This window comes from Holdemania filiformis, assembly GCF_003459085.1.
GTDB lineage: Bacteria > Bacillota_I > Bacilli_A > Erysipelotrichales > Erysipelotrichaceae > Holdemania > Holdemania filiformis.
Window position 1 is genome coordinate 61,840 of record NZ_QRUP01000005.1, and the last position, 15,580, is coordinate 77,419.

19 protein-coding genes are annotated in these 15,580 nt (G+C 51.3%); 15 read left to right on the plus strand and 4 right to left on the minus strand.

Translation table 11 applies throughout. The features are described 5' to 3' along the window. The first annotated feature begins 50 nt into the window (after positions 1-50). A complete protein-coding gene (locus DWY25_RS05605) occupies positions 51-449 on the plus strand; it encodes a type II secretion system protein (RefSeq protein ID WP_117894418.1) in 399 nt (132 codons plus the stop codon). Between the two features lie 82 nt (positions 450-531). Then, a complete protein-coding gene (locus tag DWY25_RS05610) occupies positions 532-1,611 on the plus strand; it encodes a type IV pilus twitching motility protein PilT (RefSeq protein ID WP_244925939.1) in 1,080 nt (359 codons plus the stop codon). Positions 1,612-1,634: 23 nt separating this feature from the next. Here DWY25_RS05610 and DWY25_RS05615 read toward each other — a convergent pair whose 3' ends face one another. Together DWY25_RS05615 and DWY25_RS05620 are read right to left on the minus strand one after the other, a co-directional pair. Continuing rightward, positions 1,635-2,378, minus strand: a complete 744-nt coding sequence (locus DWY25_RS05615) for a prepilin peptidase (protein WP_117894419.1) — start codon at positions 2,376-2,378, stop codon at positions 1,635-1,637. A gap of 34 nt (positions 2,379-2,412) precedes the next feature. Next, positions 2,413-2,664, minus strand: a complete 252-nt coding sequence (locus DWY25_RS05620; RefSeq protein WP_006059142.1) for a hypothetical protein — start codon at positions 2,662-2,664, stop codon at positions 2,413-2,415. A 173-nt stretch (positions 2,665-2,837) separates the two neighbouring features. On the opposite strand from DWY25_RS05620, the gene DWY25_RS05625 reads away from it, so the two are divergent. The 6 genes from DWY25_RS05625 to ybaK all read left to right on the plus strand — a co-directional run bounded on the left by DWY25_RS05625 (position 2,838) and on the right by ybaK (position 7,337). After that, entirely contained in the window at positions 2,838-3,110 is a 273-nt protein-coding gene (locus tag DWY25_RS05625) for an autorepressor SdpR family transcription factor (RefSeq protein ID WP_006059144.1), read from the plus strand. Then, complete coding sequence (locus DWY25_RS05630; RefSeq protein WP_117894420.1) at positions 3,100-3,759, plus strand: SdpI family protein; 660 nt, start codon at positions 3,100-3,102, stop codon at positions 3,757-3,759. Before DWY25_RS05625 ends, DWY25_RS05630 begins: the two co-directional genes overlap by 11 nt. Position 3,760: 1 nt before the next feature. After that, positions 3,761-4,471, plus strand: coding sequence for an ABC transporter ATP-binding protein (locus DWY25_RS05635; RefSeq protein ID WP_117894421.1), 711 nt, complete (start codon positions 3,761-3,763; stop codon positions 4,469-4,471). Then, positions 4,464-6,056 (plus strand): hypothetical protein, encoded by a 1,593-nt coding sequence (locus DWY25_RS05640; RefSeq protein WP_117894422.1) that lies wholly within the window; start codon positions 4,464-4,466, stop codon positions 6,054-6,056. The genes DWY25_RS05635 and DWY25_RS05640 overlap by 8 nt, the downstream gene beginning before the upstream one ends. A 149-nt stretch (positions 6,057-6,205) precedes the next feature. Then, complete coding sequence (gene rbr, locus DWY25_RS05645; RefSeq protein ID WP_006059148.1) at positions 6,206-6,745, plus strand: rubrerythrin; 540 nt, start codon at positions 6,206-6,208, stop codon at positions 6,743-6,745. Positions 6,746-6,857: 112 nt separating this feature from the next. Further along, positions 6,858-7,337, plus strand: coding sequence for a Cys-tRNA(Pro) deacylase (gene ybaK / locus DWY25_RS05650; RefSeq protein ID WP_117894423.1), 480 nt, complete (start codon positions 6,858-6,860; stop codon positions 7,335-7,337). A gap of 90 nt (positions 7,338-7,427) precedes the next feature. Here ybaK and DWY25_RS05655 read toward each other — a convergent pair whose 3' ends face one another. Next, complete coding sequence (locus DWY25_RS05655; RefSeq protein WP_117894424.1) at positions 7,428-8,339, minus strand: diacylglycerol/lipid kinase family protein; 912 nt, start codon at positions 8,337-8,339, stop codon at positions 7,428-7,430. 129 nt (positions 8,340-8,468) lie between these two features. On the opposite strand from DWY25_RS05655, the gene DWY25_RS05660 reads away from it, so the two are divergent. Continuing rightward, complete coding sequence (locus DWY25_RS05660; RefSeq protein WP_006059152.1) at positions 8,469-8,717, plus strand: hypothetical protein; 249 nt, start codon at positions 8,469-8,471, stop codon at positions 8,715-8,717. A 57-nt stretch (positions 8,718-8,774) separates the two neighbouring features. On the opposite strand, the gene DWY25_RS05665 is transcribed toward DWY25_RS05660, so the two are convergent. Next, on the minus strand, positions 8,775-10,445 hold the full coding sequence (locus DWY25_RS05665; RefSeq protein ID WP_117894425.1) for a DEAD/DEAH box helicase: 1,671 nt from the start codon (positions 10,443-10,445) through the stop codon (positions 8,775-8,777). A 133-nt stretch (positions 10,446-10,578) separates the two neighbouring features. On the opposite strand from DWY25_RS05665, the gene DWY25_RS05670 reads away from it, so the two are divergent. From DWY25_RS05670 to DWY25_RS17700, 6 genes are all read left to right on the plus strand, one after another. After that, positions 10,579-11,838: a type II secretion system protein gene (locus DWY25_RS05670; RefSeq protein WP_117894426.1), complete on the plus strand. Its 1,260-nt coding sequence runs from the start codon at positions 10,579-10,581 to the stop codon at positions 11,836-11,838. A 172-nt stretch (positions 11,839-12,010) separates the two neighbouring features. Continuing rightward, positions 12,011-12,898: an acetamidase/formamidase family protein gene (locus DWY25_RS05675; RefSeq protein ID WP_117894427.1), complete on the plus strand. Its 888-nt coding sequence runs from the start codon at positions 12,011-12,013 to the stop codon at positions 12,896-12,898. Continuing rightward, positions 12,895-14,289: a TrkH family potassium uptake protein gene (locus DWY25_RS05680; protein WP_117894428.1), complete on the plus strand. Its 1,395-nt coding sequence runs from the start codon at positions 12,895-12,897 to the stop codon at positions 14,287-14,289. The genes DWY25_RS05675 and DWY25_RS05680 overlap by 4 nt, the downstream gene beginning before the upstream one ends. Positions 14,290-14,303: 14 nt before the next feature. Beyond that, the gene (locus DWY25_RS05685) at positions 14,304-14,975 is read left to right on the plus strand and encodes a potassium channel family protein (RefSeq protein WP_006059157.1); all 672 of its coding nucleotides are present in this window, start codon (positions 14,304-14,306) and stop codon (positions 14,973-14,975) included. Between the two features lie 99 nt (positions 14,976-15,074). After that, the gene (locus DWY25_RS05690; protein WP_006059158.1) at positions 15,075-15,341 is read left to right on the plus strand and encodes a TIGR03905 family TSCPD domain-containing protein; all 267 of its coding nucleotides are present in this window, start codon (positions 15,075-15,077) and stop codon (positions 15,339-15,341) included. A 48-nt stretch (positions 15,342-15,389) separates the two neighbouring features. Next, on the plus strand, positions 15,390-15,542 hold the full coding sequence (locus DWY25_RS17700) for a hypothetical protein (RefSeq protein WP_006059159.1): 153 nt from the start codon (positions 15,390-15,392) through the stop codon (positions 15,540-15,542). The last annotated feature ends 38 nt before the right edge of the window (positions 15,543-15,580 follow it).

Genomic DNA, 15,580 nt, shown 5'->3' on the forward strand with positions numbered 1-15,580 from the left:
GATAACCGTGATATAATGATAGTGTTCAATACGAAAGGAATATAAAAATTATGAGGAAGAATGCAAAGAACAACAAGAAAGGTTTTACCCTGATTGAATTGATCGTTGTCGTCGCTATTTTAGTCGCTTTGATGTTGATGCTGGTGCCGAAGCTGACTGGATTTACAGAAGATGCGAAAAGAACAGCTAATGAAGCCAATGCTAGAGCAATTTATACAGCAATAAAAGCGTCTGAGACAGCGGAAACTACCGAAATGTATCCTGCTGCAGATAAAACGGTTAAGTTATGTTCAGCAACTGCTAATGTATATAAACAATTTTGGGAAGATGGTGACATTGAAACATCTGTATGTACGTATGTAGATGATTCCACAGGATCATATGTAAAGTACGGGACTGATGCAAATACACTAGGCTATTTCCCAGTTGAGTTTGATCCTGGAAAATAATTCTAAATTTGAGAGCGTAACCGCTCTCTTTTCTTTCTTTGCATTTCAGCGTACAATGAACAGTATAAACGAGGTGATCATGATGGATTTACAAGCTTGGATGGATCGAGGACGGGCGATGGACTGTACCGATTTACATTTGACGGTCGGCCTGCCGGTTGTGGCAAGAATGTTAGGGGAACTGACGATCCTTGGCGATGAACCCTTAACGAAGGAAGACATTCACTCGATGCTGGCGACGGTCATGAACCGGACTCAGCAGGAAGAATATCAGAAGGGGGATCTGGATTTCGGATTCCAGGACGCGCATGGCTACAGCGTGCGTGTCAATGCTTATTATCAGAAAGGCAATCCGTGCGCAGCGTTGCGTCTTTTGCGCAATACGATTCCTTCCTTTGATGATTTGATGATTCCGGAAGCCGTGCGCAAGCTTTCCACGCTGCCGCGGGGATTGGTGCTGGTTACGGGGCCAACCGGGAGCGGAAAGTCAACGACGATGGCTGCGATGATCAATTCGATTTCGCATGAACGCAAAGCGCATATCATTACGATTGAAGACCCGATTGAATATCGCTTTGAACATGCGTCCAGCGTTGTTCACCAGCGCGAAGTCGGCGTGGATGTCGCGTCGTTTGCGGATGCGCTGCGCAGTGCGCTGCGTGAGGATCCGGACGTCATTCTGGTCGGCGAGATGCGCGATTTTGAAACGATCCAGGCCGCAATCCGGGCAGCGGAAACCGGTCACTTGGTCATCTCCACACTGCATACCAATTCGGCGGTCAGCACGATTGACCGCATTATCGATGTGTTTCCAGAAGCTCAGCAAGGTCAGATTCGTGTTCAGCTGGCAAGCGTGCTGAAGGGCGTCGTCACGCAGCAGCTGTTAGTCCGTCAGGATCAGCCGGGCCGGTTGGCGGCCTTTGAGATTTTACTGACCAACGATGCGATTGCGTCCATGATCCGTGAAAACAAAGCGCATCAGATCAGCAGCGTCTTACAGACAGGCCAGAAGGCCGGGATGCGGCAAATGGATTACGATCTGGCACGTTTGGTGCAGGAAGGGAAGATCTCTGAAAAAACAGCGCATGAGCGCTGTCTGAAAGAAGCCGATCTGCAGCAATACCTGTCCTATGCGCCTTCGGCTTCAACGTACTACTTTTAAAAAAAGACAGCGTAAGCTGTCGTTTAGAATAAGGCGAGATAAGCCTGGATCAAGGCGTTGCCCCAAAGCACGCTGAGCGTCAGGCCGATTGCCAGAAAGGGACCAAAGGGAATCTCGGATTTCCGGTCCTTTTTTTTGCAGATCATCAGATATAACGCTGCGATCGCACCGATGAAACTGCTTAAGACAAACGCAGTCAGAACCAACGGCGCACCCAGATAAAACCCGGCGGCGCACATGATTTTTACATCGCCCCCGCCCATCGCGTTCAACCGCGACAGGATCCAGAACGGGACGCTGATGATCAGCGCACCCAGAATCCGGCTGGGGATGGAGGAAGGCTCCAGCATCAGAGCGATTACGGCGAGAATCAGAATGAACACGGAAAGCCGGTCGGGAATTTCCATTGTATCCAGATCGATCATCGCCATGACAATCAAGATAGAAAGAAACAAACAATGCAGCACGGCGGTGAGCGTAGCCCCGTAATAGAAGCCGCACAACGCGTATAAGATTCCGGTTAAGCTCTCGATCAGCGGATAACGCGGGGAGATCGGCGCGTGGCAATAGCGGCATTTTCCCCGCAGGCCCAGCCAGCTGGAAACCGGAATCAGATCCATCGCGGATAAGGGATGATGACATTGCGGACAGAAGCTGCGGCCTTTCGCCGTTGACAGATGCAGGGGTAAGCGGTAGATCGCGACGTTAAGATACGAGCCGATCACCAATCCGAATAAAAAGAAAAACAGTAGAATGAACCATTCCATGGCGGTAACCTGTTAATTCACGGAAAATCCGTGATTAACCCTGCAGCCCCTGGGATTGACGTTCCATGTTTTCAACGACAATATCGTGAATCTCACCCAGGCTGGCGCAGTATTCCAGTACCTTCCACGGCGTGTTGGTGTGAAAATGAATTTTGATCAGTTCCTCGTCGCCCACTGCTAACAGGCAGTCGCCTTCGATATTCTCTGTGATGTAATCATGAATCGCATCCTCGGAAAGATGCTCGCCTTCAATTAAAAGCTGCGTGTCAAATTTGAATTCCAACATAACATTCTCCTTCGCCGTTTTGGCGTTAATCTTATTTTACTCTGAATGGGGAGTCCGGGCAATCCTTCGCCTGAAGAAAGAAAAGAAGAAAAATAAGAATTGACAAGGATAGAAGGTGACTCTATAATACATTTAGATAATTATCTAAATGATAGGAGGAGTGAGAAGTGGGGATGCAGGAGACCTTTAAAGCTTTATCCGATCCCACACGACGTGAGATTCTGGAGCTGTTAAAGGAGAAACGGCTGACCGCGGGTGAAATCGCTTCGCATTTTCAGATGACCAACGCGACGGTATCGCATCATCTGGCGGTGCTGCGGAAGGCGGATCTGATCAGCGACGACCGCGACGGCAAGTTTATCTATTACGAATTGAACATGAGCGTGTTTTCTGAAGTGCTGGGCTGGGCCTTAGGGTTCATCAAGGAAAAAGAGAGTGGGGATTGAGTTGAAAAAGTTCTTCGATTGGAAATTATTAATTCTTCCGGTACTGGCGGTTGTGATCACCTTCATCGTATGGCCGTCGCTGCCGGAAGTGATCCCGACGCATTTTAATGTTCAGGGACTGGCGGACGATACGGGTCCGAAAGTCATGATCTGGATTTTCCCGGTCACCTTGTTTTTACTTCCGGCGCTGATGATGATCTCGCCGATGATCGATCCGCGCAAACGCAACTATGTGAAGTTTAGAAAATCCTACGGCGTTATTCTGGGCGTCACCGAGATCTTTCTGTTTCTGATGTACGGCTGGATTTTAGGCCAGATCTTCGGCGTGACGCTGATTGACGGGGAGTTGCTTCTGCCTGTCATGACGGGGTTGATGTTTCTGGCGCTGGGCAACGTCATGCCGAAAATCAAGCAGAACTATCTGGTCGGGGTGAAGACGATCTGGAGCTTTGACGATCCCGATAACTGGAATAAAACCCAGCGCTTCGGCGGATATTGCTTCTGCCTCGCCGGCGCGCTGCTTCTGTTGTCCTGCTTTGTGCCGCTGGCCTGGCGGACGGCTGTTATCCTGATTTTGATTTTTACCGCGGCGCTGCTGCCGCTGGGTTATTCCTGGCTGCTGTTCAGGAAAAAGGAAAAGGAGAAGTAAAATGCTGGAAATTAAAGGCTTAGTAAAGCGTTATGGCGCCAAGGCGGCGGTGGATCATCTCGATCTGACGTGTGAAAACGGCGAGATCTTCGGATTCATCGGTCCTAACGGCGCAGGGAAGACCACGACGATCAAAGCGGTCGTCGGGATTCTGGACTTCGACGAGGGGGAAATCCGGATCGATGGTCATTCGATTCGTCAGGAACCGTTAGTCTGTAAGCAAAATCTGGCTTATATTCCGGATAATCCGGATCTCTACGATATCATGCGCGGAGATGAATATCTCAACTTCGTAGCCGACATTTATCAAATTGACAAAGAAACGCGGACGAAGCGGATTCAGAAATATGCGGCGTTGTTTGAGCTGGAAGGGGCGCTGGCAATGCCCATCAGCAGTTATTCGCACGGTATGAAGCAGAAGCTGGCGCTGATCAGCGCATTCTTGCATGAACCAAAACTGCTGGTGCTGGACGAACCGTTCGTCGGTCTGGATCCGAAGGCTTCCTTCTTATTGAAAAAACTGATGCGCGAGCATTGCGACTGCGGCAATACGATCTTTTTCTCGACGCATGTGCTGGAAGTCGCGCAGAAGCTTTGTGATCATGTCGGAATCTTGAAAGACGGACGTCTGGCGGCGCTGGGCACGATGGAGGAAGTCACGGGCAACCAGTCGCTGGAACAGGTGTTCCTGGAGCTGGCCGATCATGAATAGAACGTTTGTCCTGATCCGGCTTTCGCTGAAACAGCTGATCTGGCAGATGGCCCGCACCTTCGGCGGCCGGAAGAAATTCAGTTCTCTGCTGGTGCTTTTGGCGGCGGCGATGCTGATCGGGTTGTCAGGCCTTTACAGCTGGGCGATGATCGAAAGCGTGCCGGCGGCGCTGAACATGCTGATCCCGCTGTCGATGCTGAGCGCGGCATTCGGATTGATTCTGGTTTTTGGTTTCTATCACGCGCAAGGGTATTTATTTGATTTCCAAGATTATGATCTGTTGGCAAGCATGCCGCTGACGCGGCGTCAGATCCTGATGTCCAAACTGGTCGCTTTAGTTGCGATGATGTTGATCTACAGCGCGTTTCTGACGCTGCCGATGATGGCGCTGTTTCAGCTGCGCTATGCGATGCCCGCGACATTTCTGCTGTATGGACTGATCGGCCAGCTGTTTCTGCCGATTGTACCGATGAGTGTAGCGTGTCTGGCGGCGGTTGTGGTGCGCCTGGTTTCCAGTCATGTCAAGCATCCGGTGCTGATCCGCAATGTGCTGTCGCTGGGGATGGTGATCGGTTTGATGACGGTCATGACGTTGTTTCAGGGGCAGGCCGGACAGGCGCAGGATATCGCCGCGCTGATTCAGCCGATTCAAACGTGGCTGGCTCCGGTGTATTGGCTGACAATGGCGATGATCAACGGGAATCTCGCTGAGCTGCTGAAGCTGATCGCCCTTTCCTCGCTGGTCCTGATTCTGTTTCTGATCTTGATTGCGCCGGTCTGGAACGCGCTGAATCAAAAAGCGCGGACGACCCCGGCCAAAGCGGGCGGGAAGGTTAAGCTTGAAGTCTCTTCGATGAACGCGGCGCTGCTGCGCAAGGAGCTGCGGCGGTATTTTGGCTCCACGTCGTTAGTCATGAACACGATGGTCGGTCCGGTGATGGTAGCGCTGTGCGCGGTGATGCTGGCGGCGCAGAAGGATCTGATGGTGCAGATCATGCTGGAAAGCGGCGTCGACTTCCGCGCGTTTGCCGACCCGGTTGCGATGCTGCTGCTGGCGGCGTGTCTGTTCTGCGAGATGATCTGTCCGATCACGGCGACATCGATCTCACTGGAAGGCAAGCATTTCTGGATCATGCGGTCGCTGCCGATTCCGGCCAACCGTTATCTGGGCGCGAAGCTGGCGTTGAACCTGATGCTCAACGTGCCGGTCAGCTGGCTGAGCATTCTGATCCTGAGCTTTGTCTATCATTTCGCGCCGGTCACAACCGTGCTTTTATTGGCGCTGACCCTGTTGACGGCGCTGTGCTCCGGCTTGTTTGGGCTGATCGTCAACCTGCATTTTCCGCGGTTTGATTATGACCGGGAGATCGTTGTGGTAAAGCAGAGTCTGAGCACAATGATCACGGTTTTCACTGGAATGGGATTCAGCTTTCTGCTGATCGCCGGTCTCTTGTTCTGGGCTCCGTTGGAACCGGCGGCCATGATGGCGGCGGTCGCTTTGGGAATGACGCTGCTGGCTGCAGGAATGGGCTTTTACCTGCTGCGCCGGGGAGAATCCCTGCTTTCCAAACTATCCGGCGTATAATTCTTCCGCGTTGCGAACTTTCTTGCAGCCGGCTCTGGTAATTCTGGCAATCTCTGGTAAAATAGAGAATAGAGAACAGCGCGCGCAGGCGGGCTGTACCCTCATCGCCAGTTGTGAAAGCTGGCCGCTAAAGAAAAGGAGAGATTAACATGAAAGATTTGAAAGGCACAAAGACTGAACAGAATCTGATGACTGCATTCGCTGGTGAAAGCCAGGCTCGCAACAAGTACACTTACTATGCGTCCAAGGCGAAAAAAGACGGCTATGAGCAGATCGCGGCGTTGTTTGAAGATACGGCCAATAATGAAAAAGAACATGCGAAGCTGTGGTTTAAGCTGCTGCACGGCGGTATGCCTTCGACCGTGGACAACCTGAAAGACGCGGCGGCCGGCGAAAATTACGAATGGACCGACATGTATGCAAAGATGGCGGAAGAAGCCCGCGAAGAAGGCTTCGATGCCATTGCGAAGACGATGGAAGGCGTTGCTGCTATTGAAAAGACACATGAAGAACGCTATCTGAAGCTGTTGGCGAACATTGAAAGCGGCGAAGTCTTCGTCCGCAAAGGCGAACAGGTTTGGGAATGCCGCAACTGCGGACATCTGCACATCGGCGAAAGCGCTCCGGAAGTCTGCCCGGTCTGCGCGCATCCGAAGAGCTACTTCATGCTGCGTCCGACGAACTATTAATTCTTAGCGTGAAAGCAAGCCATCCTCTTTGCGGGGATGGTTTTTCTTTTCCTGGCTTGAGATCGTGGTATAATAAATCACAGATTCCATGAAAAGAAAAGGGGCGCAAGCGATGAAGGAAATTAAAACAAATGCCATGAGGATTCTGGATAAGCAGAAGCTTGCCTACCAGGTGCATACCTATCCGCATCACGATAAGGAAGCAGTCGACGGGGTGAGCGTGGCGGCGATGCTGAACGAAGATCCCGCACATGTTTATAAGACGCTGATCACGCAGGCGTCAAGTAAAGCCTATTATGTATTTGTGATTCCGGTAGCGGCCGAATTGGATTTGAAAAAAGCCGCGAAGGCGGTCAATGAAAAGGCGGTCGAATTGATTCCGGTAAAAAATCTGCTGGGCGTCAGCGGGTATATCCGCGGCGGCTGCAGTCCGATTGGGATGAAGAAGTTGTTTCCGACGATTCTTCATCAAACCGCTTTGGAACAGGCGACGATCATCTTCAGCGGCGGTCAGATCGGCACGCAGATTGAAATGGCGCCGCAGCTCTTAGCCGAGTTAATTCATGCGCGGTTCGCCGCGGTGATCCGCTGAACGGCAGAGTACGCTTCTTGAATAATAAGCTTCAGGCAAGAAGAAAAGATCCTGAATATCGACCGAAAGTCCGGTATTCAGGATCTTTTTTCATTCTTCGGTTCCAGCTTTTAACGGCGAAGCCTGCGGTACGATCAGCGGCAGCTTGTACGGCCCGGTCGTAATCCGCACATGATTGGAGGTAAAGCCCTCGCCGTCTGACTGCATTAAGATCGGTTTGTCGACATGAATCTCAATTTCAGAAGCCCGCAGCATCTTGCATTGCTTCAAATGAGTGTGCTTGCCTTGCTTGTATTTCGGCATCAGCCACAACGTTTCCCATAACGTCAGCGGTTCGATAACACAAATGTCGAATAAGCCGTCCTGCAGATCCGCCTGCGGCGCGGCAATAAAGCCATTGCCGTAGCAGCTGCCGTTCATCACGGCGGCGATGATCGCTTTCTGCCGGATCGTTTCTGTTTTCGTTTTTAACACCAGCTCAAACGGCGCCGGTTTCAGCGCACACAGGACGGCTGCCAGACCATAGACGGAAAACCGCGGCAGCGGATAGTTCTGGTACAATTTGATCGCCAGGTCGTTGACCCGCGCGTCCAGTCCCAGCGTCGTGCAGTTGTGGAAGCGCCAGTGATGGCATTGCCCGAAGTCGACCTCGACCGTTTTTCCCTGAATGGTTTCGTGCAGCATCTGCGCGAAGGGAAGCTTGCGCTGATCGATCATCCGGTAATAGTCGTTGCCCGTACCGCAGGGCAGAATGCCCATGCGCAATCCCGGCGGCAGACCGTTGAGCACTTCCCAGATCGTACCGTCGCCGCCGACCGCATAGACGATCGTTTCCGGATCCGGTTTGATTTCCGCCGCCAGCTTCTGAGCCTGTCCGGCGTATTCGGTCAGCCGGATTTCGCCGTCCAGATGATTCTGTTCGATTTCTTTCTGAATCGCGGCCGCGGCCCGCTTCCCGTCCCCTTTGCCGGAAGTCGGATTCACGATGAATATATGCTTCATAAATACCCCTATCTAAAAAATACGATAATTCCTGAATTATTTTACCATGGTTATTTCTTCCGGTCATCTCAATTTAATTGAAACTTCAAAATATTATGCTATGATTGAAGCAAAAGGGTGGGAAATGACATGAAAGAATCAATCCTGTTTGATTTTGCGACGGTGCAGGATTTGGAATCCTGCAAACAAATCGTAGCCCGGAAGCTCCAGGCCAACCAGGCTGACTGTGACGACCTGGAAGATCTGACCAAGGATATTATGAAGCTATCCTATTCCATCGGCGGCTCCTACGATGTCAACATGATCGTCAGCGTGACGCAGTGTTATCTGGATCACCCGCAGCTTAACCGTAAAATAAAAAAGAAGACGGAAGCGTAAAGAAAAACCCCAGGCTGCATCCTGATCCGCAGCTTGGGGCTTTTTCATGTGTTAAATTTAATCGCGGCTGTCGCGGCGGCGTCCGCGCTGACGCGGCCCTTTGGAAGCCGCCCGGCGCTTCGGTGGGAGATTGGAATAATCCTTGCCTTTACGAACCATCAGAAGCGGGTGGACCGTCTGACCTTTGATCGGCGTATTCTTCATTGCGTCGGCGATCTCACGGTCAAACTGACGCGGAATCTGCACGGTCGTTTCCTGCGCGCTGATCCGGATCTTGCCGATATCCTTGCCCGGCAGTCCGGTTGCGGTCGCGATCGCGCTGACGATGATCGCGGCGCTGACATCCTGATCGGAACCGATATCCAGGATCAGTTCGCTCATGCCTTTTTCCGTAACGGTTAACGCCGGACGGGCAGAAGCGTTCCAGGCCGATTCATCGAACATCTCATGTCCGGCAATTTGATAGGCCAGAGCTAAGGCCATTTCACGGTAGGAATAGCCGTCGTCCTTCATCGTGTCGATGATCGCCGCCAGCGGCTCCGGGACATCGCGGGTCATCCGGTGTTCCAGATCTTCGCGCAAGAAGTCCAGGCGGATCTTGCGGACTTCTTCCAGTGACGGCAGCGGCTTCTGCGTCAGCTTGGAGCGGGTTGTGCGTTCCAGATCACGCAGCGCGTATTTCTGACGCGCAGTGATCAGCGTAACCGCCAGGCCTTCCTTACCGGCACGCCCGGTCCGGCCGATGCGGTGAACATAATATTCAGATTCCTGCGGCAGATCATAGTTAAAGACAACGTCCATCGAGTCAACGTCGATTCCGCGGGCGGCAACGTCGGTGGCCACCAGGATGTTGATCTTGCCTTTTTTGAAATTGTCCATGACGCCGGTCCGCATTTCCTGCTTCATGTCGCCATGCAGCGCGGCCGCCGGATAGCCCTTGGAAACTAAATCTGAGGTCAGCTCGTCGACCATTTTCTTTGTGTTGCAGAAAATCATCGCCAGATGCGGATTCTGCATCGAGATCAGCTGCATCAGAATTTCTTTCTTGGCTTCCTTCGGGCAGATGTAATAGACCTGTTCAATCTTCGGCGTGTTGATCTGCGTCTGCGGCGTCTTGATATGAACCGGATTGGTCTGGTATTGCGAGGTGATCTCCAGGATCGGCTTGGGCATTGTCGCGGAGAACAAGACCGTCTGGCGCTGCTGCGGCAGGGCTTCGATGACGGTTTCAATATCTTCGCGGAAGCCCATGTTCAGCATTTCGTCCGCTTCATCCAGAACCAGTACGCGGCACTGATCAAAGCGCAGCGTCCGGCGCCGGATATGATCGAGTACACGGCCCGGGGTTCCGACAACGATGTCGGCACCTTTTTTCAATTCCAGGATCTGCTTGCCGATTTGTTGGCCGCCGTAAACGGCGACGGTGCGGATCCCTTCTTTATATTTGGTAAACTTGCGGATTTCATCGCAGACCTGCATCGCCAGCTCGCGGGTTGGGGATAAAATCAGGGCCTGGGGACGCTTGCGGTCTGTGACCTCCAGCATTTCAATGATAGGAATCGCAAACGCGGCGGTCTTGCCGGTGCCGGTCTGGGACTGTCCGATGACGTCGCCGCCGTTCATGACGACCGGGATGCACGCGCTTTGGATATAGGTAGCCTCTGTGTAACCGCAGTCTGCGATGGCGCGGCTCATCTCAGGGGATAGGTTTAGTTCGTTAAATTTCATGTATTTCTCACTTTCATCTTAAAATCGCTCGCCTAGGAGTATATCATTATTATGAACAAAAGTAAAACGAATTAAGCAGGCAGATTTAGAAGTATGATATAATAATCCTAATCAAAGAACAAAGGTGAAAACAATGAAAGAGAAACGTGGTTTTACATTATTGGAAATGATCGTGACAGTTGCGATTTTATTTACGCTTTTGAGTATCTTGGTCCCGACGATGTCAGGCTTCGCGAAATCCGCAGGCGATCAGATTTCAGATTCTAATTTAGAGCTGTTGAATTTTGCCACGCATTCCTACGCTTCGTTTCATGAGATCGAAAATAAAGATATTTTTGAATCGGTCGCGGACGACGCCGCGCGGCAGCAGGTGCTGGTCAGCGACGGCCTGATTGAGCAGCCGGTGCATCCCAACGGGGAAGGGGATTATTGTTGGAACATTACCGATCAGAAATGGATCCGCTATGTTCAATCCACGGAAGGCTGCGGCGGCAGTTATAAACCTTCATCCAATCCGGATGGTTCATTGACGCCGGACGACGTAAAGAAGCCGGAACCGACGGTGTACCCGTCGTCTAAACCGATGCCGACCTACATTCCTTCGCCTTACAAGGCGGTTTGTGAAGCCAGCAAGGGCCAGTTTGACATCGTTGCGGAAACCTGTTCATGCCTGGCGGGTTACGTTCTGGAAGGAACGGAGAAGAAAGACGGCGTTGAATATAAGGTCTGCATCCCGGTCGAACAATATATGTGCGTCAGCAGCGGCGGGACTTATGACAAAGCCACTCAGGCCTGCACGTGTTCCGGCGATCTCATCCTTGATAACAACACCAAGATGTGCGTGTTCGATCAGGAAAAAGCCAACCAGCAGAAATGTGAGGCTGATGGGAACACGTGGGATGCTGATAAAAAAGTCTGTGTTATTGAAGAAATAACGGATAGACCATTCTATGTTGATGAGAATAATCCTAATTTCATTTATGCGGCATACGCTTTAGGCAGCACTGGCAATAACGTAGATTTTTCAGTCTTAGATAAAATTCCGTCATTAGAAGATCTTGTTAAAATAGGGAAACATGTTCCTCAAGGTGAATATTTCTTTTATAAAGGGAATGTCTATCGTATTCATGGGAGTGGCCTGTCTATAAATAAAAATTCCAATCTAGAAGATCTTATAAAGGGTAATGAGGTATTCTGCATTTCTAATCCTGATTATGTAGACTCAAAGCAATATTATAAAAACGAATATGTTTTAAAGGATGGTATATGGTATACTCCGAAGGATAATGGAGGGACTGCCACAGATCCATCAAATTCTTCAGAAGAATGGGGAACTTGGTATAAATGTGGAAGTGATTTATCACATTTTTCAAAGAAATGTCCGCTAAAATAAATGTGGATTTATTTTAGCGTATTAGTACTAGGGCTATAAGTGAATTCTTATAGTCTTTTTTCTGCGCGGAAAGAATGTTATGCTTTTTTGTAAAATTTTCAAAGCCCGAGTATTGAGTATTTGTATTAAAAGGTGTAGACTAGGAATCGTATACGCTTAAAGAGGGTTGGTTATGAATAAGATTGCGAAAGATCATGTGATCTATGCGATGTCTTCTGAGAATAAACCGGTACTCAACGTACATTCAGGAGATCGGATTACGTTTGAAACGATGGATTGTTATAGTGACGAGGTCACGCCGGACGAGCCGGACAGGCGTTGTCATCGGATTAATCCGGCAAACGGGCCGGCGGCAGTGGAAGAAGCCATGCCGGGTGATACGCTGAAGGTCACGATCGAGAAAATCTCGCTGGGAAGCCGGGCGTTGGTTGGCAGTTATCCCAACAGCGGAACGATGAAAGAGCTTGTGACACGCAGAATGATTCACTTTTTGCCGGTACAGGAGCGCCAGCTGGAATTTCGCAGCGATCTGATCGTCAAGGCGGATCCGATGATCGGCGTGATCGGCGTAGCCCCGCAGGGAAAAGAAGTTGGCTGCGGAACTCCGGGTGAACACGGCGGCAACATGGACTGCCGTAAAATCCGTGAAGGCTCAGTGGTCTATCTGCCTGTTTTTCATCCCGGCGCGCTATTAGCACTGGGTGATGTGCATGCGGCTATGGGCGACGGCGAGGTGATGGGCAGCGGCGCGGAAATTGCGGCTGAGGTCTCGGTAAAGGTCGAAGTCCTCAAGCAAGCCTGCGCAGGTCCATGGGTGACGGATCAGGATCAGCTCTATGCGCTGGCCTCCGCCAAAACGATGGAGGAAGCGCTGAAACGTTGTTGTCAGAAAATGAATTGCCAGCTGCAGCGCCAGTTGGGATGTACGCCGGAAACGGCGGGCATGCTGATGAGCCTGGAAGGCAATAGTGAAATATGTCAGGTTGTAAACGATTTGGTAACGCTGCGGTTTGGAATGCCGCTGGTTCGATTCCTTTCTAAGGAGGGAAATAGATCATGAACTTCAAACTGCCGATCAGAGATAAGCTGCTGCGGTTTCTGGGGCCGACCCGGATGATCGCGCTGAGCTTTGTCCTTGTTATCCTTGTAGGTTCCTTCCTGCTGTGGCTGCCGCTTTCGCAGAATCCCGGCATGCGGGCCAGTTATCTAGATAGTTTGTTTGTTGCCACCTCGGCGACCTGTGTGACCGGGCTGATGCCGTTTGCCGTGATCGATCAGTACAATCTGATCGGTCAGACGGTCATCATTTTCCTGATGCAGATCGGCGGACTGGGCCTGATGTCGCTGCTGGCGCTGTTTCTGACGCTGATGCGGCGCAAGCTGAACTTTTCTGAAAAGAAAATGCTGCAGGACTCGTTAAATAAAAACGACGCCGACAACATTCCCAACTTTCTAAAAAGCATCTTCCGCTACACCTTTATTTTTGAAGCGATCGGCATGGTGCTATTGGCGCTGCGCTTCATTCCGGAATATGGATTGACGCAGGGGCTTTACAATTCGGTATTCCTTTCCGTTTCCGCGTTCTGCAATGCGGGACTGGATAATATCACGCGGTCGTCCCTAATGGCATACGCGACCGATCCGCTGATTAATTTCACGGTCTGCGGTCTGATCATCACCGGCGGCTTAGGCTTTGCGGTCTGGTTTGACCTGCGGCGGGTGCTGCCGGAGAAAAAAAAGTTCAGCTGGAAACGGCTGTGGACGCGGCTTTCGCTGCACAGCCGGCTGGTTTTGGTGATCACCGGGGCGTTGTTAGGCAGCGGGACGCTGCTGATCCTGTTAGTGGAGTTTACCAATCCGGATACGCTCGGATGGATGAGTTTCCCGCAGAAAGTGATGGCGGCGTTCTTCCAGTCGACGACGCTGCGAACGGCGGGCTTCAGTACCATTGACTTCTCGATGCTGCGAGGCGCTTCCCTGTTCATCATGCTGTTCTATATGATCATCGGCGGTTCGCCGGGCGGCACCGCGGGCGGTATCAAAACGACGACGTTCTCGATGCTGTTCGTGCTGATCGTGTCCGAGATCCGCGACGCCGGCAATATGACGCTGTTCAAGCGGACGCTGCCGGCCGGCACCTTCCACAAGGCGTTCGCCGTCACGCTGACTTATGCCTGCGTGTTGATCATCGCGATCTTTCTGCTGACGCTCAGCGATCCGGAAATCGGTTTCCTGCCGATCGCGTTTGAAGCGTTCTCCGCGATTGCGACGGTCGGACTGTCTGCCGGGGTGACGCCGCTGTTGTCGGCGCTGGGCAAAATCGTGATCATCGCGCTGATGTATATCGGCCGTGTCGGTCCGATTACGATCGTGCTTTCGTTGATGCGAATGAAACAAAACCGTAAAACAAACAATCTCGTTTATCCGCACGGGGACGTGCTGATCGGGTAGGAGGAATAGGAATTATGTCGGAAATGAAACAGTATGTTATTCTGGGCTTAGGGATCTTCGGATCGACGATCGCCAAGACCCTCTCGCAATACAATCACGAAGTCATCGCGATCGATAAGGATCTGGCCTGCGTGGACCGCGTCAGCGATTTTGTAACGCAGGCGATTCAGGCGGACTTCACGGATATCGACCAGCTGCGCGCGATCGGCATTCAGGACTGCGACGCGGCAGTGGTGGCGACGGGATCGCACCTGGAAGAAAGCATCATGGGCGTCATGAACCTGCGCGAGCTGGGAATTCCGTTTATCATGGCGAAGGCGAAAAATAAAAAGTACATGCAGATCCTGCAGAAGATCGGCGCGGATTACGTCGTTCGTCCGGAAAAAGAGATGGGCGAGCGGGTAGCGAAGAAGCTGGTTTCACGCAACATCATTGATTTGATCGACATCGACGATGATTACAGCATCGTTGAGATCGCAGCCCCGGCCAAGTGGGTCGGCAAGACGCTGAAAGCGCTGGAACTGCGGACCAATTACGGCATTAACGTTTTGGGGATCCGCAAGAATCCGAAGGAACATCTCTCGATTTCTCCGGATGCGTTCTACACGATCGAGGCCAACGACCAGCTGCTGGTCATCGCGGATAATAAAATCTTCAAGAAATTTGAATCACTGTTCAGAATCTGAATCGAAGCCGGAAAATTCCGGCTTTTCTGTATTTTTGGACTTGTGAAGGAAAATGAACCATGGTATCATGATAACCGTAGTCGACAGGAGGTTTTTTATATGACAATGACAAAAGATAAATTTACATATATCCCCCAGGGCGTTTGTTCCAAGCGCTTTGATTTTGAGCTGGAAGGCGACGTTATTACCAACGTTGTGATCACCGGCGGCTGCCCCGGCAACCTGTTAGGCATTTCCAGAATCATCAAGGGGAAAACAGTCAAAGAAGTAGTAGAAGCTTTTCAGGGAGTTCATTGCGGCGCGAAGCCGACGTCCTGTCCTGATCAGATCGCAACGGCGTTAACCAAACACTTCCAATCAAACTAAAGGATAGTTTCAGTGCGGAACGCTCAGCCTAAGAACAGGTGAGAGCGTATGAAAAAACCGCAGATGGAAGTTGCGAAAACGCTGGTGGAGATCGGTTTGTCGTTTGACGTCATCGAATTGATGACGCAGGTGACGCCGGTTGAGTATCTGGCAGAAGTGATGGATGAAAATGAATCAGAAACAAATGAAAAGCACTGCTGAGCGTGCTTTTTATTTTGGATTCCGGAAGGAGGGGAAAT

Coding starts and splice junctions, on each gene's coding strand:
- DWY25_RS05685 (WP_006059157.1), top strand. CDS start 14,304: ATGTCGGAAATGAAACAGTATGTTATTCTGGGCTTAGGGATCTTCGGA.
- ybaK (WP_117894423.1), top strand. CDS start 6,858: ATGAAGGAAATTAAAACAAATGCCATGAGGATTCTGGATAAGCAGAAG.
- DWY25_RS05635 (WP_117894421.1), top strand. CDS start 3,761: ATGCTGGAAATTAAAGGCTTAGTAAAGCGTTATGGCGCCAAGGCGGCG.
- DWY25_RS05625 (WP_006059144.1), top strand. CDS start 2,838: ATGCAGGAGACCTTTAAAGCTTTATCCGATCCCACACGACGTGAGATT.
- DWY25_RS17700 (WP_006059159.1), top strand. CDS start 15,390: ATGAAAAAACCGCAGATGGAAGTTGCGAAAACGCTGGTGGAGATCGGT.
- DWY25_RS05605 (WP_117894418.1), top strand. CDS start 51: ATGAGGAAGAATGCAAAGAACAACAAGAAAGGTTTTACCCTGATTGAA.
- DWY25_RS05655 (WP_117894424.1), bottom strand. CDS start 8,339: ATGAAGCATATATTCATCGTGAATCCGACTTCCGGCAAAGGGGACGGG.
- DWY25_RS05670 (WP_117894426.1), top strand. CDS start 10,579: ATGAAAGAGAAACGTGGTTTTACATTATTGGAAATGATCGTGACAGTT.
- DWY25_RS05690 (WP_006059158.1), top strand. CDS start 15,075: ATGACAATGACAAAAGATAAATTTACATATATCCCCCAGGGCGTTTGT.
- DWY25_RS05640 (WP_117894422.1), top strand. CDS start 4,464: ATGAATAGAACGTTTGTCCTGATCCGGCTTTCGCTGAAACAGCTGATC.
- DWY25_RS05680 (WP_117894428.1), top strand. CDS start 12,895: ATGAACTTCAAACTGCCGATCAGAGATAAGCTGCTGCGGTTTCTGGGG.
- DWY25_RS05665 (WP_117894425.1), bottom strand. CDS start 10,445: ATGAAATTTAACGAACTAAACCTATCCCCTGAGATGAGCCGCGCCATC.
- DWY25_RS05610 (WP_244925939.1), top strand. CDS start 532: ATGGATTTACAAGCTTGGATGGATCGAGGACGGGCGATGGACTGTACC.
- rbr (WP_006059148.1), top strand. CDS start 6,206: ATGAAAGATTTGAAAGGCACAAAGACTGAACAGAATCTGATGACTGCA.
- DWY25_RS05660 (WP_006059152.1), top strand. CDS start 8,469: ATGAAAGAATCAATCCTGTTTGATTTTGCGACGGTGCAGGATTTGGAA.
- DWY25_RS05675 (WP_117894427.1), top strand. CDS start 12,011: ATGAATAAGATTGCGAAAGATCATGTGATCTATGCGATGTCTTCTGAG.
- DWY25_RS05615 (WP_117894419.1), bottom strand. CDS start 2,378: ATGGAATGGTTCATTCTACTGTTTTTCTTTTTATTCGGATTGGTGATC.
- DWY25_RS05620 (WP_006059142.1), bottom strand. CDS start 2,664: ATGTTGGAATTCAAATTTGACACGCAGCTTTTAATTGAAGGCGAGCAT.